At 75.9% G+C, this 19,887-nt stretch carries 16 protein-coding genes; 6 read left to right on the plus strand and 10 right to left on the minus strand.

All coding sequences use genetic code 11. The features are described 5' to 3' along the window. Positions 1–60 precede the first annotated feature (60 nt). The gene (locus ADL08_RS12080; protein WP_053642087.1) at positions 61–1,119 is read left to right on the plus strand and encodes an aminotransferase class V-fold PLP-dependent enzyme; all 1,059 of its coding nucleotides are present in this window, start codon (positions 61–63) and stop codon (positions 1,117–1,119) included. Positions 1,120–1,314: 195 nt separating this feature from the next. Here the strand turns inward: ADL08_RS12080 and ADL08_RS12085 are convergent, their stop codons facing one another. Then, entirely contained in the window at positions 1,315–1,824 is a 510-nt protein-coding gene (locus ADL08_RS12085; RefSeq protein WP_053642088.1) for a MarR family winged helix-turn-helix transcriptional regulator, read from the minus strand. 141 nt (positions 1,825–1,965) lie between these two features. Between ADL08_RS12085 and ADL08_RS12090 the strand changes: the two genes are divergently transcribed. Continuing rightward, positions 1,966–3,033 carry an alkene reductase gene (locus ADL08_RS12090; RefSeq protein WP_053642089.1) on the plus strand — a complete coding sequence of 356 codons (1,068 nt, stop codon included), beginning with the start codon at positions 1,966–1,968 and terminating at the stop codon, positions 3,031–3,033. A 78-nt stretch (positions 3,034–3,111) separates the two neighbouring features. Here the strand turns inward: ADL08_RS12090 and ADL08_RS12095 are convergent, their stop codons facing one another. Beyond that, positions 3,112–4,212: a pyridoxal-phosphate-dependent aminotransferase family protein gene (locus ADL08_RS12095; RefSeq protein WP_053642172.1), complete on the minus strand. Its 1,101-nt coding sequence runs from the start codon at positions 4,210–4,212 to the stop codon at positions 3,112–3,114. A gap of 130 nt (positions 4,213–4,342) precedes the next feature. On the opposite strand from ADL08_RS12095, the gene ADL08_RS12100 reads away from it, so the two are divergent. Further along, on the plus strand, positions 4,343–5,428 hold the full coding sequence (locus ADL08_RS12100) for an amidohydrolase family protein (RefSeq protein WP_053642090.1): 1,086 nt from the start codon (positions 4,343–4,345) through the stop codon (positions 5,426–5,428). 105 nt (positions 5,429–5,533) lie between these two features. On the opposite strand, the gene ADL08_RS12105 is transcribed toward ADL08_RS12100, so the two are convergent. Both ADL08_RS12105 and ADL08_RS12110 read right to left on the minus strand, forming a co-directional pair. Beyond that, positions 5,534–6,094: a GNAT family N-acetyltransferase gene (locus ADL08_RS12105; RefSeq protein ID WP_053642091.1), complete on the minus strand. Its 561-nt coding sequence runs from the start codon at positions 6,092–6,094 to the stop codon at positions 5,534–5,536. Beyond that, positions 6,091–8,481: a penicillin acylase family protein gene (locus tag ADL08_RS12110; RefSeq protein ID WP_107092066.1), complete on the minus strand. Its 2,391-nt coding sequence runs from the start codon at positions 8,479–8,481 to the stop codon at positions 6,091–6,093. Before ADL08_RS12110 ends, ADL08_RS12105 begins: the two co-directional genes overlap by 4 nt. A 60-nt stretch (positions 8,482–8,541) precedes the next feature. Here ADL08_RS12110 and ADL08_RS12115 point away from each other — a divergent pair, with 60 nt between their 5' ends. Both ADL08_RS12115 and ADL08_RS12120 read left to right on the plus strand, forming a co-directional pair. Further along, on the plus strand, positions 8,542–9,261 hold the full coding sequence (locus ADL08_RS12115) for a siderophore-interacting protein (RefSeq protein ID WP_053642093.1): 720 nt from the start codon (positions 8,542–8,544) through the stop codon (positions 9,259–9,261). Between the two features lie 320 nt (positions 9,262–9,581). Continuing rightward, positions 9,582–10,580, plus strand: coding sequence for an SCO1860 family LAETG-anchored protein (locus tag ADL08_RS12120; protein ID WP_053642094.1), 999 nt, complete (start codon positions 9,582–9,584; stop codon positions 10,578–10,580). Positions 10,581–10,706: 126 nt separating this feature from the next. Here the strand turns inward: ADL08_RS12120 and cobC are convergent, their stop codons facing one another. Next, entirely contained in the window at positions 10,707–12,320 is a 1,614-nt protein-coding gene (gene cobC, locus ADL08_RS12125) for an Rv2231c family pyridoxal phosphate-dependent protein CobC (protein WP_078968308.1), read from the minus strand. A 6-nt stretch (positions 12,321–12,326) separates the two neighbouring features. On the opposite strand from cobC, the gene ADL08_RS12135 reads away from it, so the two are divergent. Next, positions 12,327–13,055 carry a ZIP family metal transporter gene (locus ADL08_RS12135; protein WP_053642096.1) on the plus strand — a complete coding sequence of 243 codons (729 nt, stop codon included), beginning with the start codon at positions 12,327–12,329 and terminating at the stop codon, positions 13,053–13,055. Positions 13,056–13,057: 2 nt separating this feature from the next. On the opposite strand, the gene ADL08_RS12140 is transcribed toward ADL08_RS12135, so the two are convergent. The 5 genes from ADL08_RS12140 to ADL08_RS12160 form a co-directional block, all read right to left on the minus strand. Further along, complete coding sequence (locus ADL08_RS12140) at positions 13,058–14,422, minus strand: cobyrinate a,c-diamide synthase (RefSeq protein WP_053642097.1); 1,365 nt, start codon at positions 14,420–14,422, stop codon at positions 13,058–13,060. After that, positions 14,416–15,024 (minus strand): cob(I)yrinic acid a,c-diamide adenosyltransferase, encoded by a 609-nt coding sequence (cobO, locus tag ADL08_RS12145; RefSeq protein ID WP_053642098.1) that lies wholly within the window; start codon positions 15,022–15,024, stop codon positions 14,416–14,418. The genes ADL08_RS12140 and cobO overlap by 7 nt, the downstream gene beginning before the upstream one ends. After that, positions 15,024–17,114 carry a putative cobaltochelatase gene (locus tag ADL08_RS12150; RefSeq protein ID WP_053642099.1) on the minus strand — a complete coding sequence of 697 codons (2,091 nt, stop codon included), beginning with the start codon at positions 17,112–17,114 and terminating at the stop codon, positions 15,024–15,026. Before ADL08_RS12150 ends, cobO begins: the two co-directional genes overlap by 1 nt. Before the next feature lie 223 nt (positions 17,115–17,337). Further along, the gene (locus tag ADL08_RS12155) at positions 17,338–18,885 is read right to left on the minus strand and encodes a cobyric acid synthase (protein WP_053642100.1); all 1,548 of its coding nucleotides are present in this window, start codon (positions 18,883–18,885) and stop codon (positions 17,338–17,340) included. Beyond that, positions 18,882–19,853 carry a cobalamin biosynthesis protein gene (locus tag ADL08_RS12160; RefSeq protein WP_053642101.1) on the minus strand — a complete coding sequence of 324 codons (972 nt, stop codon included), beginning with the start codon at positions 19,851–19,853 and terminating at the stop codon, positions 18,882–18,884. Before ADL08_RS12160 ends, ADL08_RS12155 begins: the two co-directional genes overlap by 4 nt. Positions 19,854–19,887: the final 34 nt, after the last annotated feature.

Consider the following 19,887-nt stretch of genomic DNA (forward strand, 5'->3'; position numbering starts at 1 on the left):
GGTGACCCCCGGGGTGGGAGCACGATTGACGGGTGATCGCCGGGAATCCAGGGTGGGGACATGGATTCCCTCGACCAGCCGCTCGGCAGCGCCGAGTTCGCGCCCAAGAAGACCTATCTCAACACCTCCACCTGCGGGCTGATGCCCCGCAGGACCGTCGAGGCCGTCACGCTCCTCGCCCGGGAGACCGCCGACGGGCGCCCCGGCGGGTCCGGGAGCTTCGAGATCGTCGACGAGGCGCGGGCGAGCTTCGCCCGGCTCGTCGGGGTCGCCCCCGAGCGCGTCGCCGTCGGCAGCTCGGTCGCCGTGCACTGCGGGATGATCGCCCAGTCGCTGCCCGCCGGGTCCGAGGTCCTCTTCCCCGAGGGCGACTTCTCCTCCGTCATCACCCCCTTCACGATCCGCGGCGACCTCAAGGTCCGCTTCGCGCCCCTGGAGCGGCTCGCCGCGTCCGTCCGCCCGGAGACCGACCTCGTCGCCTTCTCCGCCGTGCAGTCGGCCGACGGCCGGACGGCCGACCTCGCGGCGGTACGGGAGGCCGCCGCCGCCCACGGCGCCCGCACCCTCCTGGACGCCACCCAGGCGGCCGGCTGGCTGCCGCTGCGCGCGGGACAGTGGGACTACACGGTCGCCGGCGGCTACAAGTACCTGCTCTGCCCGCGCGGGGCGTCCTTCCTCACCGTCACCGAGGAGGCGCAGGACTCGCTCCTCGCCATCCACGCCAACTGGGTCACCGGCGAGGAGCGGTGGGCCAACAGCTACGGCCCGGTCCGCGAACTGGCCCGCTCCGCGCGCCGGTTCGACGAGCCGATGGCCTTCCTCTCGTACCACGGGGCGGCCCGCTCGCTCGCCCTCCTCGAAGAGATCGGCATCGAGCGGATCGAGGCCCACGACAAGGGGCTCGCGGCCCGCTTCCGCGCCGGCCTCCGCTCCCTCGGGCACGAGCCGGTCGCGGACGACTCGACGGTCGTCGCCGTCCCGGGCCTCGGGGACCGCGCGGACGCCCTGGAGAGCGCCGGCGTCCTGCTCTCGGCCCGCGCGGGCAACCTGCGGGCCTCCTTCCACCTGTACAACACGGCGGCGGACGTGGACCGCGCCCTGGACGTCCTGGCGGGCTGAGGCACGAGGGGGGAGGGCCCGCGCCTCGCCGGACGGCTGACCGCAGTGGGCCGTCGCCCTCGGCATGCGACCGGCCCCGGCGGGCCGTCGCCCTCGGCATGCGACCGGCCCCGGCGGGCCGTCGCCCTCGGCATGCGACCGGCCCCGGCGGGCCGTCGCCCTCGGCATGCGGCAGGCCGCTGCGGGCCGTCGCCCTCAGCAGTCCGCCGGTCCCGGCGGGCAGTCGCCCGCCTCCTCCGTCTCCGCGCGCAGGTTCTCCGCGACGAGGCCGAGCAGCCGGGCCAGCTCCGCGCGGTCGGCCGCGCCGAGTCCGTCGAGCGAGTGCGCCTCCAGGTCCTGCCAGGCGTCCTCGACGCCCGTGCGCAGCGCCTGGCCCCTCTCCGTCGCCTCGACCAGGACCGCGCGCCGGTCCGCCGGGTCCGGACCGCGGCGGACGTGTCCGGACTGTTCGAGCCGCTGGAGCATCTTCGTCACCGTCGACGGGTCCAGGCCCAGGGACTGGATCAGCTCCGACTGCCGGACCGGACCGCAGTCCCACAGGCGCATCATCATCAGCTCCTGGCCCGGGTAGAGCCCGAGCTCCCGCAGCCGCCGCCCCATGGCGATCCGGTGCATCCGCGCCACCCGCGCCAGGGCGTGGCCGACGGGCCCGCAGCGGGTGGCGGCGGGCGGCGGTTCGGTACAGACGGGGTCGGTTCCGGACACGGGAGCTCCTCGGGACGTCGTCGCACAAAGATTACCTTGGTCGGCCAATGAATGGGTTACAGTGGCGTCCGGACCAGATACTTGGCCGACCACATAAACCTGATACTTGGTCGACCACACACTTTGTACGAAGGGACCGCCATGACCACCGCCTTCGATCCGATCGACCTCGCCGGCACCCGGCTCGCCAACCGCATCGCCATGGCCCCCATGACCCGCAGCCGGGCCGAGGGCGAGAGCCGCGTCCCCACCGCGCTCGTCGCGGAGTACTACGCCCAGCGCGCCTCCACCGGCCTCATCATCACCGAGGGCGTCCAGCCCACCGCCATCGGCCAGGGCTACCCCAACACCCCCGGCCTGCACACCGCCGAGCAGATCGCCGCCTGGCGCGAGGTCACCGACGCCGTCCACGCGAAGGGCGGCCGGATCTTCGCCCAGCTGATGCACGCCGGCCGGATCAGCCACCCCGAGGTCCTCGGCGGCGGCCTCCACCCCGTCGGCCCCTCCGCCGTCGCCCCGGCCGGAAAGCTCTTCGCCGGCACCGGGCTCATCGACTTCGTCGCCCCGCGCGAGCTCACCGCCGACGAGATAGCGGAGACGATCGCCGGCTTCGCCACCGCCGCCCGCAACGCCGTCGAGGCCGGCTTCGACGGCGTCGAGATCCACGGCGCCAACGGCTATCTGATCCAGCAGTTCCTCGCCACCGGCTCCAACCACCGCACCGACGAGTGGGGCGGCCCGGTCGAGAACCGCGTCCGCTTCGCCGTCGAGGTCGTCAAGGCCGTCGCCGCCGAGATCGGCCCCGAGCGCACCGGCCTGCGCCTCTCCCCGGCCAACACCTACAACGACATCGCCGAGACCGACACCGACGAGCTCTACCCGGCCCTCGTCGCCGCGATCGACCCGGTCGGCATCGCGTACCTGCACGTCACCGAGGCCGGGCCCGAGGTCCGCGAGCTGACCCTCGCCCTGCGCAAGGCGTTCTCCGGCACCTTCGTCCTCAACCCGGCCACCGAGGGCCCGACCGGCCCCGACGCCCTCGCCCTGATCGAGGACGGCACCGCCGACCTCGTCGCCTACGGCGCCCTCTTCATCGCCAACCCCGACCTGCCCGCCCGTCTGAAGGCCGGCGGCCCGTATAACACCCCGGACCCCGCCACCTTCTTCGGCGGCGACCACCGCGGCTACACGGACTACCCGGCGCTGTAAGCGTCCGGGCACACGCCGAGGGGGCGGGGTTCCGGCACCGGAACCCCGCCCCCTCCCGCGCGCGAGAGCCCCTGCGGGTTACGCCCAGGCCTCCGTCACCGCCCGGCGCGCGCCCTCCAGGTCCACCGCGCGGCCCGTCTCCCCGAGCGCCGCGCCGAGCGCCGCGAGCGAGGACTGCACGGCGCCCGGGGTCGCGTCCACCCCGTAGTGGTTGACCCGGATCATCTCCCCGGACAGCGCCCCGCCGCCCGCGATCAGCGGCAGCGAGGGATCGGCCGCCAGCGCCTTCGCCACCAGCCCGGCCGCGTTCACGCCCTCCGGCGTGCGCAGCGTCGTCGCCACCGGGGCCGCGTCCTCGGCCTCGTACACGTACGGCTCCAGACCGCCGCCCAGCGCGAGCGCGCCCGCGCGGGTCGCGGCCGCCGCCGAGGCGTGCCGCGCCATCAGCGCGTCCAGCCCCTCCGCCTCGATCCGCTCCACACAGGCCTCCAGGGCCAGCATCTCCAGCTGCGCCGGCGCGTGCAGCAGCGCCTTCCGGCCGCCGTCGATCCAGCGCTCCTTCCAGTCCAGGAGCGAGAGGTACGAGCGGCGCGGCGCGGCCGGGTTGGCGGCGAACCGCTCCCAGGCCCGCGCGCTCACCGACACCGCGGACACGCCCGCGGGGCCGCCCATCGCCTTCTGCGCGCCGATGATGCACATGTCCACGCCCCAGGCGTCCGGCAGCACCGGCTCCGCGCCGATCGAGGCCACCGCGTCCAGGTAGAACAGCGCCCCGTGGGCCCGTACGACCTCGCCGATCTCCGCGACCGGGTTGGTGTTGCCGGTCGCCGCCTCCGCGTGCACCAGGGACACGAAGTCGATCTCCGGGTGCTCGGCGAGCGCCCGCTCCACCTGCTCCGCCGTCACCGCCGCGTGGAAGGGCACCTCCAGGTCGACCACGGTCGCGCCGCAGTCCCGCAGCCAGTTCCCGAAGGTCTGCCCGTACGGGCCGGTGACGACGTTCAGCGCGGTCGAACCGGCCCGCGCCCCGCTCCGGATGCACCCTTCGAGCGGCAGCAGCGCCTCGCCCTGGGTGATCACCACGTCCTGCTCCGTGGAGAGCAGCGCGGCCACCCGCCGCTCGATCGACGCGAAGTGCGCGGCGGTCAGCGGGGCCAGGTCCAGGAGCGGGTGTGTCACGGTCACGGTGGTGCCTTCTTCGGTTCGGTTCGCCGGTTTCCGGTACGGAGGGAGCTCCGGATCAGGGTACCCAGCGGCCCCGGCCGCCCCGGGGCCGACGGCGGCCGGGCCCTCCTCGTACAGTGCGGTCATGAGCGATCGCGCGGTGCTGCACGTGAAGGGGCGGGTGCTCGTCGGCCCCGAGGACGTCCGGGACGAACTGTGGTGCGTCGACGGGCGGATCACCTTCGACCGGCCCGCCGCCGAGGCGGTGACCGTCGAGGGCTGGGTCCTGCCCGGACTCGTCGACGCCCACTGCCACGTCGGCCTCGACCGGCACGGGCCCGTCGACGCGGAGACCGCCGAGAAGCAGGCCCTCACCGACCGGGACGCCGGGACCCTGCTCATCCGGGACGCCGGGTCGCCCTCCGACACCCGCTGGATCGACGACCGCGACGACCTGCCGAAGATCATCCGCGCGGGGCGGCACATCGCCCGCACCCGCCGCTACATCCGCGACTACGCCCACGAGATCGAGCCCGCCGACCTCGTCGCGTACGTCGGCCGGGAGGCCCGCCGCGGCGACGGCTGGGTCAAGCTCGTCGGCGACTGGATCGACCGCGGGGCCGGCGACCTCACCGCCTGCTGGCCGCGCCCCGAGGTGGAGGCGGCCATCGCGGAGGCCCACCGGCTCGGCGCCCGGGTCACCGCCCACTGCTTCGCCGAGGACTCGCTCCGCGACCTCGTCGAGGCCGGGATCGACTGCGTCGAACACGCCACCGGGCTCACCGAGGACACCATCCCGCTCTTCGCGGAGCGGGGCGTCGCCATCGTCCCGACCCTGGTCAACATCGCGACCTTCCCGCACCTCGCGGACGGCGGCCAGGAGAAGTTCCCCCGCTGGTCGGCCCACATGCGACGGCTGCACGAGCGGCGGTACGACACGGTCCGCGCCGCCTACGACGCGGGCGTCCCGGTCTTCGTCGGCACCGACGCGGGCGGCTCCCTCGCCCACGGCCTGGTCGCGGAGGAGGTCGAGGAGCTGACCCGGGCCGGCATCCCGCCGCTCGACGCCCTCTCGGCCACCGCCTGGGGGGCCAGGGCCTGGCTGGGCCGCCCCGCCCTGGAGGAGGGCGCCCCCGCCGACCTCGTCGTCTACGGCGAGGACCCGCGCGCGGACGTCCGCGTCCTGGCGGCGCCGCGCCGGATCGTCGTCAACGGGCGGGTCGTGGGCTGACCGGCCACCGCCCCGGGGGCCGGCGGGCGGGCCGTGGGCCGACCGGTCGCCCGTCACGCCCGGCCGGGCGGCGGCCCGGGGGCCGGGCCGTGGGCCGACCGGGGCTCAGCGGCTCAGGAACGCGAGCCGGGCCCGCTTCTCCGGGAGGAAGACCTCCGGCAGGTCCACCTCCGGCAGCACGACCTCCGGGCCCAGCTCGAAACCGGCCCGCACCATGCGGGCGACGGCCTTCTCGTTGGCGGCGTCGGGCTCGACCACGACCCGCGCGCGGTCCTTCAGCGTGAACGCGATCAGCGCGGTGACGAGCTTGCCGGTGAAGCCCGGCTCCGGGGACGCGTGCGGCGCGATGAGGAAGTGCGCGCCGACGTCCCCGGGCAGCACCTCGTAGCACTCGCTCACCCGGTCGGCCGCGGGGTCGTACGTCTGGAGCAGGGCGACGGGCTCGTCGTCCCTGCTGACCAGGAAGCCGTGGTGGGTGGTGAGCGAGTCCAGGTGCGCGTAGACGTCCCGGACCTGCTCGACGGTGGTCCCGGTCATGCCCCAGAAGCGGGACCGCTCCGCGTTGACCCAGCCGTGCAGGAGCGGGGCGTCCCGGTCCGGGTCGACGGGCCTGACGGTGACGGTGCCGAAGCCCTCGACGGTCTGGACGTGAACGGCGGTGGTCATCCCTGCTCCTTGGTGAGGTACTGCCAGTCGGTGGTGACGGGGGCGAGCTCGCCCCGCAGCCACAGGGGGAGTTGGTCCTGGTGGTGGGGGTCGCCGGGCACGCCGGACGCGCCGAAGGGGACGACCCACCCGCTGCGCTCGCGGTCGGCCAGGTCCCAGACGTAGCGGGCGGCGGAGGCGCGCGCGCTCCGGTCGGTCCAGCCGGGCACGCTGGACGTGGAGAGCACGCAGTCGTGGTCCCCGGCGAGCCCCGGCCACCGCGCGTCGTCGGGGTCGGGCAGCGCCTGCCAGGGCGCGAGCCGGTGGGTGACGCCCCAGGCGGCGGGCGGCTCCCCGGCCGCGACCTCCTCCAGGGCCTCGCGGACGATCCGCTCCACGTCCCCGGCGGGCACGGGCCCGGCCGTGAGCAGGGTCTCCAGGGCGAAGGCGACGCGCGGCCCGAGGGCCAGCCAGGGCCGGAACACCTCGGGGTACGGGGCGGGGTCGCGCAGCGCCGCGAAGGCCTCGTGCCCGGCGAGGCGGCGGACGACCGCGCCCCGGACGGCCGCGTACAGACCGGCGCCGGTGCTCTCCGCGTCCATGCGCCGGTCCCAGGCGAGCAGCCGCTCCCGCACGGCCGAGGCGGCGGGGGAGAGGCCGGCTCCGGCGCCGCCGACCGCCGCGAGGAGGCGGGCCGCCGAGGGGTTGTCGGTGTCCCGGTGGACGGCGGTGGTCGTCTCCGGGGTCCAGTCGGCCGAGGCGCCGAGCAGCGCGTCGATCCGGTCCGCCCGGTGCGGCGGGGCGAACTCGACTCCCAGCGGCGCGGCCAGGCCCCGGGCGTTGGCCATCACGGCGTGCCCCCGGACCTCGGCGCGGGGCAGCGGGGCGGGCGCGTCCGCCCAGCCGTGCGCCGCGTCCCAGGCGGGCACGGTGCGCAGGGAGTTGGCCCGGGGCCGTACGGGGACGTGGCCGGCGACCCGGTGCAGCAGCCCGCCCCGCGTGTCGGCGGCCTGGACCACGTTCACCGGCTCGACCCAGCCGTCGAGGGCCGCGTCCACGTCCCCGACGGTCCGGGCCCGCAGCAGCGCGGGCAGCACCTCGAAACCGAGCCGCCCGGTGACCCGGGGCGGGTAGCGCAGGGCGAGGGCCTCCCAGCCGGCCCCCTCACCGGACCGGCCGTCCTCCGGGGCGCCGCCGACCGGGCCCTCCCCGAGGACTCCGGCCCCGGGAACGCCGCCGGCCGGAGCCCCCGCCGGGCCGCTCGCCGGCGCGCCCGCGGCCGGGCCGGCGCCGTTCGCCGTCCGGGCGTCCGCCGGGTCTTCGCCCGCGGCCCAGGCGTCCGCGGCCCAGGCGTCCGCGGCCGGGCTGTCACCCGCCGTACGGGCGTCCGCCGGGGCACTGTCCGCCGGGGCGCCGTCCGTCGGGCCCTCGGTCTCAGGGCCTCCGGTCTCCGGCTCGTCGTCCACGCCGACGATCACCGGTCCCCGGTCCGTCTCGATCACCTCGATCACGACCGGCTCCCCGCCCGCGACCTCGATCGTCTCCGTGTGGGCCGTCGCCGGGCGCCAGCCCTCGGGGCCGAGGGCCTCCACGCCCCCGTCCGGGAGCCGCCGCAGCCGCTCCCGGTAGACGTCCTGGTAGTCCGCCATCGCGTTGGTGATCGCCCAGGCCACCGGCCCGGTGTGGCCGAAGTGCGCGAGGCCGGGGACGCCCGGCACGGCGAGGCCCACCACGTCGTACGCGGGGCAGGCGAGCCGGATCTGCTGGTAGACGCCCGGCGCCTCGACGAACCGGTGCGGGTCGCCGGCCATCAGGGCCGCCCCGCTCGCGGTCCGCCCGCCCGCCACCACCCAGCCGTTGGAGCCCGCGGTGCCGGGTCCGTCCGTCGCGAACAGCTCCGTCCACTCCTCGCCGAGCCGCCGCGCGACCTCCTCCCGCCACAGCTTGGTGGGGAAGCCCGCGAAGAGGATGTGGGTCGAGAGCCAGACGGCGAGCGGGGTCCAGGGCTCCCAGCGGCCGGGCGCGAGACCGGTCTCCGCGAACTCGGGCGCGCGCCGCGCCCCCTCCGCCAGACCGTCGTTGACCCCGTCCACGTACGCGCGCACCCACGCGGCCGTCGGCGCGTCCGCGCGCTCCAGGTGCTCGAAGCAGCGGCGGGCGGTGTCCGCGAGCCGGACCCGCCGGGCGAAGACGTCCCAGCCGAGCTCGGCGGCGCCGAGGAACGCGGCCGTGGTCCCCCCGGCCCGGTGCCGCTCCACCTCCAGCTGCCAGGCGCGGTCACGTGCGGTGACCCGCCCCTGGGCGAAGGCGAGTTCGTCCGGGTCCCCGGCACGCAGATGCGGAACGCCCCAGGCGTCCCGGTAGACCTCGATGCTCACGGAGAACCGCTCCCGTCCCTGCTTTTCCATGAATTCTTAGGTTAGGCTGACCTAAATTAATCTACAGTAACCAAAGGGGAGGGGATCGCGGTGGGTCACGGCTGGCAGGGCGCCGTTCTCAAGCTGATGCGCGGCAAGGACTTCACGTTCACCGTGACGGGGGCCGAGCAGGTCACCGAGGACTACCGGCGGGTGCACTTCACGGACGGCGGCCTCCTCGCCGCCGCCGGGGTCCACCCGACGATGTGGGTCCGCGTCTGGTTCGACAACGGCGGCAAGCCGCACCAGCGCGCCTACACCCTCGTCGACCCGGACGTGGCGGCCGGCACCTTCAGCCTGGAGTTCGCGCTCCACGACGGGGTCGCGAGCCGCTGGGCCCGGGACTGCGCCGCCGGCGACACCGTCGAGGCCACCCTCCAGGGCACCGGCTTCGAGGCCCCCGACCCGCTGCCCGGACGGCTGCTCGTGGTCGGCGACGCGGCCTCCCTGCCGGCGGTCAACTCCCTGCTCGACGCCTTCCCGGACCTCCCGGCCACCGTCTGGTTCGAGACCCAGCACGCCTCCGACGAGGAGCTGCCGTTCCGCGTCGACCCCGAGCGGCACGACCTGCGCCGGGTGCCGCGCGAGAAGGGCGGCGCCGAACTCGTCGCCCGCGTGAAGGCCGAGCTGCCCGCGCTCGCGGACGCCGCCTCGTACGTCTGGATCGCCTGCGACACCGCGACCACCCGCGCCCTCGGCGGATACGCCCGCAAGGAGCTGGCGCTGCCCAAGGAGCGCGTCCACGCCCTCGGCTACTGGCGCGAGGGCTGAGCGCACCGGGTTGACGATCCGTTACCCCCGCGCGGAACCGGTCGTTCACACCCCTGACCGTCCCCCCGCTCGCCGTTCCCGCCCGCGCCCGCACCCGGCCTTTCGTACGAAACGCAGGGGGCGGGCGAGAACGGTTGTAGCGAAAAGAATCGAAAGTGAAGACGGAAACCCCCCTTTGGGGTGAACCGACGTCAGGTGACTGCCGGTTCACTCTCCGTGCGTAAAGATTCCGGTGTCCCAAGTCGCCGGGACCGCGCCGAGCCACCGTCCCCGTGGTGAGCGGCCGGCGACGCCATGTCTCCTGTGGGGGTTCCACCACCTTGAACAGCAACACCTTCCGCATGCCCGTACGCCGTTCCGCGGCCGCCGCGACCGTCGCCGCCCTGGCCGTCGGCCCCGTGCTCCTCGCGGCCCCCGCGGCGCACGCCACGGGCGGCGAAGGGCGCGCCACCGCCGTCGTCCTGCGGACCGGCCTCGACGTCTCCCTCCTCGGCAAGACGGTGAACGTGCCGCTCCGGGCCTCCCTCAACGAGGTCAGGGCGCCGGAGAGCGAGAACGAGACCGCGCTCTCCGTGAAGGTGCAGGGGGCCGAGAACGGCGAGCCGGTCGACGTCCTCAAGGCCGACGTCGCCACCTCCGGGGCCACGGTGGACGAGGAGGGGGCCGAGGGGCACGTGAACCTCGTCAAGGCGCGCGTGCACGTCCCCGGCCTCCCGCTGCTCTCCCTCGTCGAGGTCGAGAAGGTCACCTCCAAGGCGCTGTGCGAGGTGGGGAAGCGGCCGGTCGCCGAGTCCAACGTCCTCGGCCACGTGACCGTCCTCGGCAAGAGGACCACCCTCTCCGCGGGCGGCCGGACCCAGGTCGCCGTCCCGGGCGTCGGCGAGGTCACCCTGGACCTCTCCCGCACCTCCACGACCTCCCGCACCGCCGCGGCGACCGCCCTCGAACTCAAGGTGAAGGTCAACCCGCTGAACCTGGGCGTCGCGAAGGTCGACGGCACCGTCACCCTCGCCGAGGCCACCTGCGAGACGCCCAAGGGCACCGAGCCGACGGAGAAGCCGACCGCGAAGCCCACCGCGAAGCCGACCCAGAAGCCCACCGGACGGCCTTCCGAGCAGCCGAGCCGGGAGCCCTCCGCCGAACCGAGCGACGGAGGCGGCCTCACCACGAACAACGGCGGCACCACCCCCACCCAGAACCTCGCCGAGACCGGCGGCAGCTCCACCACCCCGTACATCGCGGCCGGGGCGCTCGCCCTCGTCGTGGCGGGCGGCGGCGCGCTCGCGCTGACCCGCTCGCGGGCCCGCTCGCGCGGCTGACGGCCCGAGGGGGAGGCGCCGGGGGGTGCGGGGAAGGAGGACGGCGGGGCCCGGGGAGGGCGGCGGTGACGACGCCGCCCTCCCCGGGCCCCCGCCCGTTCCCGGGAACGGGCGGCCGAGGTCTCCTCAGCCGCCCATCAACAGCGCCTGGTCCAGGACCTGGAGGAAGCGGTTCGTCGTCGCCCGGTCCCGGACCGCGAGCCGCAGCCAGTTCCGGTCGAGCCCCGGGAACGTGTCGCCCCGGCGGGCCGCGAAGCCCAGCGACCGCAACCGCTCCCGCACCACGTCCGCCCCGTCGATCCGCACCAGCACGAAGGGGCCCTCGGCCCCCGCCACCGTCCGCACCTCGTCGAACTCCGCGAGGCCCGCGAGCAGATGGGCCCGCTCCATCCCGATCCGGTGCGCCGCGTGCTCGGCCTCCGCGAGCGCCGCCCGCGACATGCAGGCCTCCGCCGCCACCAGGGCGGGCGTCGACACCGGCCACAGCGGCTGCGCCCGCTCCAGGGCCGCGACCGTCTCGGGGCCGGCGAGCACGTACCCGATCCGCAGCCCGGCCAGGCCCCAGGTCTTGGTGAGGCTCCGCAGCACCACCAGCCCCGGCACGTCCGTCCGCCCGGCCAGCGACTCCCGCTCGCCCGGCACCGCGTCCATGAAGGCCTCGTCCACCACCAGGGTCCGCCCCGGCCGGGCGAGCGCGGCGATCGTGGCGGCGGGGTGCAGCACGGAGGTCGGGTTCGTCGGGTTCCCGATCACCACCAGGTCCGCGTCCTCCGGGACCGCCGCCGGATCCAGCCGGAAGCCGTCCTCCTCGCGCAGCAGCACCCGGCCCACCGCGTGTCCGGCGTCGCGCAGCGCCGCCTCCGGCTCGGTGAACTGCGGGTGCACCACGACCGGCCGCCGCACCGGCAGCGCCCGCGCGAGCAGCACGAAGGCCTCCGCCGCGCCGGCCGTGAGCAGCACCCGGTTCGGGGGCAGGTCGTGCCGCTCGGCGACCGCGGCCCGCGCGACCCGGCCGTCGGGGTAGGCGGCGAGGCCGGTCAGGGAGTCGGCGATGCGTCTGCGCAGCCAGTCCGGAGGGGTGTCCGTCCGGACGTTGACCGCCAGGTCGATGAGCTTCTCGTCCCTGACCTCGGCGTCACCGTGGTGGCGAAGGTCGTGGGCGTCGGTATGCGTGTGCATGTCCATGGCCGCCGTCGTGTGGGGGGTGGGGATGGTGGGGGGTGAGCCAGGCTCGCCAGCGATGTACCCGTGAGTTCGGGGCAACAACCGTGCGCCCGGGGCGTCTTCGCGCGGCCGAACCGGGACGGAAGCGGCGAGAGCGCACGTTACGCGCCGGGTTTTCCGCTTCGGCACGAGCAGCACGGCCCGCGCACGCGCCACGGGCTCCACCACCCCGCCCCCGTCCGCCCCCGCGCCCCCGCCCGCCGCGAGCAGAGCCGCCGCCTCCGCCACCGAGGCCGTGCCCGTCGCGGCCAGGGGCGGCGCGGACGGGTGCGGTACGGACACGGCCGCCAACTCCCCGGCCGCGAACCCCCGCACCGGCACGCCGAGCACCGCCGCCGCCCCCGCGATCCCCGGCTCCGCCGCCCGCGCGTCCAGCGTGGCGAGGGACCGGACGGCCGCGCGCGTCAGCCCCGCCTCCCGCAGGACCGCGTCCACGAGGGCCAGCACCTCGTCCACCGGAACGCCCGGCCGGGCGCCCGCACCGAGGTGCGCGGACGCCTCCCCATCCGATAGCAAAGCCCCATGGCTGTGGTCGTCGCGCTCGGCGCGTTCCTCATGACGCTCTTCGGAGGATGGGTCGCCGGGCGCGTCACCGACCGGCGTCACCTCGTCCTCGGACTCGCCGGCGGGCTCATGCTCGGCGTCGTCGGACTCGACCTCCTGCCCGAGGCCCTGGAGGCCGCCGGGCAGGAGGTGTTCGGCGTCCCGGAGGCCCTGCTGCTCTTCGTCGGCGGCTTCCTCTTCGCCCACGTCGTGGAGCGCCTGCTCGCCGTACGCCGGGCCGCGCACGGGGTCGCGGCCGACGAGAGGGTGCCCCAGGTGGGCATGACGGCCGCCGCCGCGATGGTCGGCCACAGCCTCATGGACGGCATCGCGCTCGGCGCCGCCTTCCAGGTCGGCGGCGGCATGGGCGCCACCGTCGCCCTCGCCGTCATCACCCACGACTTCGCCGACGGCTTCAACACGTACACGATCACGAGCCTCTACGGGAACGCGCGCCGCAAGGCCCTCGCGATGCTCGTCGCGGACGCCGTCGCCCCGGTTCTCGGCGCCGCCTCCACTCTGCTGTTCACCCTTCCGGAGGAACTTCTTGGCAGCTATCTCGGCTTCTTCGGCGGCGCCCTGCTCTACCTCGCCGCCGCCGAGATCCTGCCCGAGGCCCACCACGACCACCCCGCCCGTTCCACCCTGCTGTGTACGGTGGCGGGCGTCGGCTTCATCTGGCTCGTGGTGGGGGCCTCCGGGGGCTGACCTCACGCGACCGGACCGCCGTCGCCACCCGCGCACCGCGCCACGAACCGCGCCGCCGCCCCGGGAGCGCCCGCCCAGTGCGTGTGCACGTAACTGGCGTGCACCCCTCCCTGGACGAAGCCCTCCACCCGCCGCTCGGGCTGCCGCAGCCCCCACGCGGCCCGCGCCCCGGCGCCCGGCTCGATCACGGTGCGGTGGAACTCGTGCCCCCGCATCCGCGCCCCGGCCGGCGCGAGCACGCTGTCGCTGACGGCGACCGCGTCCCGGTACCCGAGCGTCAGCCGCTCCGACATGCGCGCGTCGGCGTCGAGCACCCCGCACATGGGCGTGCCGTCCAGCGACCGCGCCAGGTAGAGCAGCCCGGCGCACTCGGCCGCGACCGGCGCGCCCGAGGCGGCGAGCTCGGCCACGGCCTTCCGCAGCGGCTCGTTGGCGGACAGCTCGCCCCCGTACACCTCGGGGAAGCCGCCGCCGATCACCAGCCCGGAGGTCCCCTCGGGCAGGGCCTCGTCCCGCAGCGGGTCGAAGGCGACGACCTCGGCGCCGGCGGCGGTCAGCAGCTCGGTGTGCTCGGCGTACGAGAACGTGAACGCGGCCCCGCCCGCCATCGCGATCCGGGGCCGGCCCGCGACCGCGCGCCCCGCGGCCTCCGGCGACCACGCCTCCGCGGACAGCTCCGGAGCCGACCGCGCGAGCGCGAGCAGCGCCTCCATGTCGCACCCGGCGAGCACCTGTTCGGCCTGCGCCGCCACCGCCTCCACGGCGGCGGCCTGCCGCTCGGCCACCGGCACGAGCCCCAGGTGCCGCGACGGCGTCGCCACGGCGGGCGCCCGCCGCAGCACGCCGAGGACCGGCACCCCGGACTCCCCGAGCGCCTCCCGCAGCAGGTGCTCGTGCCGGTCGGTCGCGACCTTGTTGAGGATCACGCCCCCGATCCGCACCTCCGGGTCCCAGGACGCGAACCCGTGCACGAGCGCCGCCACCGACCGCGACTGCGACGACGCGTCCACGACCAGCACCACCGGTGCCTTGAGGAGCTTCGACACCTGCGCGGTGGACGCCAGCTCGCCCTGGTCGGCGGCCCCGTCGTACAGGCCCATGACCCCCTCGACCACGGCCAGGTCGCAGCCGCGCGACCCGTGCAGGAAGAGCGGCGCCACCAGGCCCGTCCCGCACATGTACGCGTCGAGGTTGCGCCCCGGGCGGCCCGTCGCGAGCGCGTGGTAGCCGGGGTCGATGTAGTCCGGGCCGACCTTGTGCGGGGAGACGGCCAGGCCACGGCCCGCGAACGCGGCCATCAGGCCGGTCGCGACCGTGGTCTTGCCCGCGCCCGAGGAGGGCGCGGCGATGACGAGACGTGCTACCACTCGATGCCCCGCTGGCCCTTCTGACCGGCGTCCATCGGGTGCTTGACCTTGGACATGTCGGTGACGAGGTCCGCGAAGTCCACCAGCTCCCGCGGCGCGTTGCGGCCGGTGATGACGACGTGCTGCTGCCCGGGCCGCCTCCGCAGCACCTCCACGACCTCGTTCACGTCGATCCAGCCCCAGTGCAGCAGGTAGGCGAACTCGTCGAGGACGTAGAACTTGTACCTCTCCTCCGCGAGGTCCCGCTTGACCTGCTCCCAGCCCTCGCGCGCCTTGTCCTCGTGCGACTGCTCGCCCTCGGCGACCTCGCGCTGGATCCAGGACCAGCCCTCGCCCATCTTGTTCCAGGTGACCGTGCCGCCCTTGCCGGTCTCGCCGAGCGCCTTGAGGGCGTTCTCCTCGCCGACCTTCCACTTGGCGGACTTCACGAACTGGAACACCCCGATCGGCCAGCCCTGGTTCCAGGCGCGCAGCGCCATCCCGAAGGCGGCGGTCGACTTCCCCTTGCCGACGCCCGTGTGCACCATCACCAGCGCGCGGTTGCGGCGCTGGCGGGTGGTCAGACCGTCGTCGGGAACGACGGTCGGCTGTCCCTGCGGCATTAAGCGGCCCTCCTGGCTGTCCGTGCTGCGTGTCCTGCCTGTACGTCCCTGACGAGGCCGGCGATCGAGTCGGCGCGCAGCTCGTCCAACGTCACGGCCGTGCCGCCGAGTTCGCGCGCGAGCTGCCCCGCGAGGCCGAGCCGCACCGGCCCGGTCTCGCAGTCCACGACCACCGACGCCGTGCCCTCGGCGGCGTGCAGCCGCGCCGCGCGGGCGGCGAGCGCCACCGGGTCGCCGGCCGCGCGGCCCCCGGTCGCCCGCCCGTCCGTCACGACGACGAGCAGGGGGCGGCGCGAGGGGTCCCGCAGCCGCTCGACCCGCAGCACGTCGTGCGCCTTGAGCAGCCCGGCCGAGAGCGGGGTGCGCCCGCCCGTCGGCAGCTGTTCGAGCCGGGCGGCGGCCGCGTCCACGGACGAGGTCGGCGGCAGCGCCACCTCGGCGTCCCGGCCGCGGAAGGTGACCAGGCCGACCTTGTCGCGCCGCTGGTAGGCGTCGAGGAGCAGCGAGAGGACCGCGCCCTTGACCGCGCTCATCCGCTGCCGGGCCGCCATCGAGCCCGAGGCGTCGACCGCGAAGAGCACGAGGTTGCCCTCGCGGCCCTCCCGGGTCGCCTGCCGCAGGTCGTCGCGCCGGACCACGAGCCCCCGCCCGGTCCGCCCGCGCGCCTTCTGGTGCGGGGCGGCCGCCTGCACGGTCGCCGCCAGGTGCAGCTTGGTCAGCGCGCCCCGGGGCCGGACGGAGCCGGTCGTGCGGCCGTGCTCGGTGCGGGCCCGGGAGCGGCGCCCGGCCGCGCCCTCGCCGAGACCGGGCACGCTCAGGGCCTTCGTACGGAAGGGCTCGGCGGCCTTGACGGCGGCCCGCTCGCCGGAACCGGCCCCGGCCTTCTGCGGCGCGGGTTCGGGCGCGGACCCGGGCTCGGGGGCTTCTTCCGGCGCCGGTACGTCCTCGGGCGCGGGCCCGTCGCCCTGCGGCGGGATCCCGCCGCCGTCCGGACCGCCCCCGCCGTCCCCCGGGCCGCCGTCGCCGGGGCCGTCCGGCTCCGGGTCGGGGTCCTCGTCCGGGCCGGACTCCGGCTCCTCGCCCCCGAACCGCTCCAGGGTCTCGTCGAGCTTGTCCTCGTCGAGCCCCGGCGCGTCGAAGGGCGAGCGCCGGCGGCGGTGGGGGAGGGCCAGGAGCGCGGCCTGCCGCACGTCCTCGGAGGTGACCTCGGTCCGTCCGGCCCAGGCGGCGAGCGCGGTGGCCGCGCGGGCCATGACGATGTCGGCGCGCATGCCGTCCACCTCGAACGCGGCGCAGGTCGCGGCGATCTGGAGCAGGACGGCGTCCCCGAGGGTCACCCGCGGAAGGAGGGCGCGCGCGGCGACGATCCGTTCGCGCAGCGCGCTCTCCTCGCCGGTCCAGCGCGCGGCGAACGCGGCCGGGTCGTCCTCGAAGGCGAGCCGCCGCCGCACGACCTCCACCCGCTGCTCGGGCTCGCGGGAGGCGGCGACCTCCACGGTCAGTCCGAACCGGTCGAGGAGCTGCGGCCGCAGCTCGCCCTCCTCGGGGTTCATCGTCCCGACGAGCAGGAACCGGGCGGCGTGCCGCACGGAGACGCCCTCGCGCTCGACGTTCGAGAAGCCCATGGCGGCGGCGTCGAGCAGCAGGTCGATCAGGTGGTCGTGGAGGAGGTTGACCTCGTCGACGTACAGGATGCCCCGGTGCGCGTCGGCGAGCAGCCCCGGCTCGAACGCCTTCACGCCCTCCGCGAGCGCCTTCTCGATGTCGAGCGAACCGACGAGCCGGTCCTCGGAGGCGCCGACGGGCAGTTCGACCATCCGCGCGGGCCGCGCGACCCCCGGACCCGCCTCGTGCGGCCCGTCCGGGCAGCCCGGGTCGGGCGACGCCGGGTCGCAGCCGAACCGGCAGCCCGCGACCACCGGCACGGCGGGCAGCAGCTCGGCGAGCGCCCGCACGGCGGTGGACTTCGCGGTGCCCTTCTCGCCCCGGACCAGCACACCGCCCACGGCCGGGCTGACGGCGTTGAGCAGCAGCGCGAGCCGCAGGTCGTCCATGCCGACGACGGCGGTGAACGGATACCGGGTGCTCATCGGGTGGTCCTCTCCTCGGATTCGTTGCGCCTGCGCGAGCGGCCCGGCCACGGGTCCGACGCGTCCTTCGTGCGGCTCCGCCACGGGTCCGGCGTCGCCCGTGCGCGGTGCCGCCCCGGGTCGGGACCGTGGCCCGCGCGGTGCCGCCCCGGGTCCGGCGCGCGGCCCGCGCGCGTCCTCGCGGCGCCCCCGCGCACGGCGGCCCCGGGCCGCGCCCCCGCGCTCACGGCGCCCCCGGCGGCACGAACGGCAGCCCCGCCGGGGCGCCCTCCTCGATCAGCCGCAGCAGCGCGTCCGTGTCCGCGTGCTCCTCGATCAGGTCGCCCAGCCGGTCGAGCTGTTCCTCGCGCAGCGCGCCGAACGACGTGTCCGGGGCCGGGACGAACCGGCGCCCGGCCGCCGCCGCGACCTCCCGCAGGAACGCCCGCCGGAAGCCGTCGCTCTCCAGGGAGCCGTGCCAGTGGGTGCCCCACACGGAGCCGACCCGGCAGCCGTCCAAGAACGGCTCTCCCCCTCGCACGTCCGCGACGCCGTGGTGGATCTCGTACCCCTCGACCCGCTCGCCGAGCGCCTCGCCGACCGGCCGGGCCAGGGTCTTCCCGGCCTCGAACCGCACCCGTACGGGAAGCAGGCCGAGCCCGTCGACCACACCGGCCCTCGACTCGACCTCGTCCTCGATCCGCTCGCCCAGGACCTGGAAGCCGCCGCAGACGCCGAGCACCGGGCGGCCCTCGGCCGCGCGCCGGGCCAGGGCGTCCGCGAGGCCGCGCTCCCGCAGCCAGGCGAGCGCCTTCACCGTGCCGCGCGTGCCCGGCACGACGACCAGGTCCGCGTCGACCAGTTCCTCCGGCCGGTCCACGAACCGGACGACCACGCCCGGCTCGGCCGCCAGCGCGTCCACGTCCGTGAAGTTGGACATCAGGGGGACGGCGCACACGGCGACCCGCAGCACGTCCGCGCCGACCGGCGGCGCCACGACCGACTCCCGGACGGTGCCCCGCAGGGAGACCCTCCCCCAAGGTCTCGACTTCGCTCGACCAGGGGGGACCCCCATCCCGTCCTCCTCGTCGATGCCGAGCCCGTGCGCGTACGGCAGGACGCCGAAGGTCCGGCGCCCGGTCAGGCCGTGCAGCATGTCGAGCCCGGGTTCCAGCAGGCTCACGTCGCCCCGGAACTTGTTCACCAGGTACCCGGCGACGAGCGCCTGGTCCTCCGGCGACAGCAGCGCCGTCGTGCCGAAGAACTGGGCGAAGACCCCGCCCCGGTCGATGTCCCCGACCACCACCACGGGCAGCTTCGCGGCCCGCGCTATCCCCATGTTCACGATGTCGGTGCGCCGCAGGTTGATCTCGGCCGGGCTGCCGGCGCCCTCGCAGATCACCGCGTCGTACGTGCTCCGCAGCTCCTCCAGGCACGCCATGACCGGCTCGAACAGCTCCTTCTGCCGTCCCCCGTGGTAGCCGCGCGCGCTCAGCTCGCCCACCGGCTTCCCCATCAGGACGACCTGGCTGGAGCGGTCGCTCCCCGGCTTGAGCAGCACCGGGTTCATCAGCGCGGTCGGCTCGACCCGGGCGGCCTGCGCCTGCATGGCCTGGGCCCGCCCGATCTCGGCGCCCTCGCGCGTGACGAAGGAGTTGAGGGACATGTTCTGCCCCTTGAACGGCGCCACCTTCAGGCCCTTGCGGACCAGCCAGCGGCAGATCCCGGCCGTCACGACGCTCTTGCCCGCGTCGGACGTGGTCCCGGCGACCAGCAGCCCCCCGCCCCTCATGAACTCCTCCGCTTCCCGCGCCCCACGGCGTCGGCGATCAGCCGGCCGCCCACACAGGCGGCCAGGGTCAGCGCGGTCACCCGGCGCGAGAGCGCCACCGCCCGTTCGACGTCCGCCACCTCGACGGCCCGCCCCTCCCCGTTGAGCACCGGCCGGTGCTCGACGCGCCCGCCGTACGAGAGGGTGCCCCCGAGCCGTACGCCCAACGCGCCCGCGAAGGAGGCCTCGACCGGACCCGCGTTCGGGCTCGGGTGCTTCGACGCGTCCGCCCGCCAGGCCCGTACGGCCCCGCGCGGATCGCCCCCGGCGACGGTGGCGAGCACGGCCGTCAGGCGCGCGCCCGGCCAGCCGGCCAGGTCGTCGAGCCGGGCCGAGGCCCAGCCGAAGCGGCGGTACCGGGGCGACTTGTGGCCGACCATCGCGTCCAGGGTGTTGACCGCCCGGAAGCCGACGAGTCCCGGCACGCCCGCGACCGCGCCCCAGAACAGGGCGCCGACCACGGCGTCCGAGGTGTTCTCGGCGACCGACTCGACGACCGCGCGGGCCATCGCGGGACCGTCCAGGGACTGCGGGTCGCGCCCGCACAGGTGCGGAAGGCGCTCGCGGGCCACCTCCAGGTCCCCGGCGGCCAGCGCCCCGCCGATCGCGCGGGCCTCCCGCCCCAGGGTCGTACCGCCGACGACGGCCCACACGGCGGCGGCGGTCAGGGCGACGGCGGCGGCCGGCCGGTCCCGCACGGCCCGGGCGGCGAGGGCGCCGAGGGCGGCGGTGGAGCCGGCGCAGACGGCGGCGTGCAGGGCGCCCCAGCCCCGGTGGTCGTGGTGGAGGCGCTTCTCGACGGCGGCGGCGGTCCGGCCGAACGCGGCGACGGGGTGCCCCCGGCGGGGGTCGCCGAGGAGCAGATCGACGGCGAGGCCCGCGGCCGCGCCGTACGCGAAGACACCGGTGGCTCTGCTGCGGCCGGGCATGGCGCTATGTCCTCACTCAGGGTCCGCGCCCTGG

This window comes from Streptomyces sp. NRRL F-6492, assembly GCF_001280125.1.
In the GTDB taxonomy this organism is placed as follows: Bacteria; Actinomycetota; Actinomycetes; order Streptomycetales; family Streptomycetaceae; genus Streptomyces.

Excerpts from the sequence above, each read along its gene's own strand:
- ADL08_RS12155 (WP_053642100.1), bottom strand. The coding sequence starts at position 18,885 with ATGAGGGGCGGGGGGCTGCTGGTCGCCGGGACCACGTCCGACGCGGGC.
- ADL08_RS12135 (WP_053642096.1), top strand. The coding sequence starts at position 12,327 with ATGGCTGTGGTCGTCGCGCTCGGCGCGTTCCTCATGACGCTCTTCGGA.
- ADL08_RS12090 (WP_053642089.1), top strand. The coding sequence starts at position 1,966 with ATGACCACCGCCTTCGATCCGATCGACCTCGCCGGCACCCGGCTCGCC.
- ADL08_RS12105 (WP_053642091.1), bottom strand. The coding sequence starts at position 6,094 with ATGACCACCGCCGTTCACGTCCAGACCGTCGAGGGCTTCGGCACCGTC.
- ADL08_RS12110 (WP_107092066.1), bottom strand. The coding sequence starts at position 8,481 with ATGGAAAAGCAGGGACGGGAGCGGTTCTCCGTGAGCATCGAGGTCTAC.
- ADL08_RS12150 (WP_053642099.1), bottom strand. The coding sequence starts at position 17,114 with ATGAGCACCCGGTATCCGTTCACCGCCGTCGTCGGCATGGACGACCTG.
- cobO (WP_053642098.1), bottom strand. The coding sequence starts at position 15,024 with ATGCCGCAGGGACAGCCGACCGTCGTTCCCGACGACGGTCTGACCACC.
- ADL08_RS12160 (WP_053642101.1), bottom strand. The coding sequence starts at position 19,853 with ATGCCCGGCCGCAGCAGAGCCACCGGTGTCTTCGCGTACGGCGCGGCC.
- ADL08_RS12080 (WP_053642087.1), top strand. The coding sequence starts at position 61 with ATGGATTCCCTCGACCAGCCGCTCGGCAGCGCCGAGTTCGCGCCCAAG.
- ADL08_RS12100 (WP_053642090.1), top strand. The coding sequence starts at position 4,343 with ATGAGCGATCGCGCGGTGCTGCACGTGAAGGGGCGGGTGCTCGTCGGC.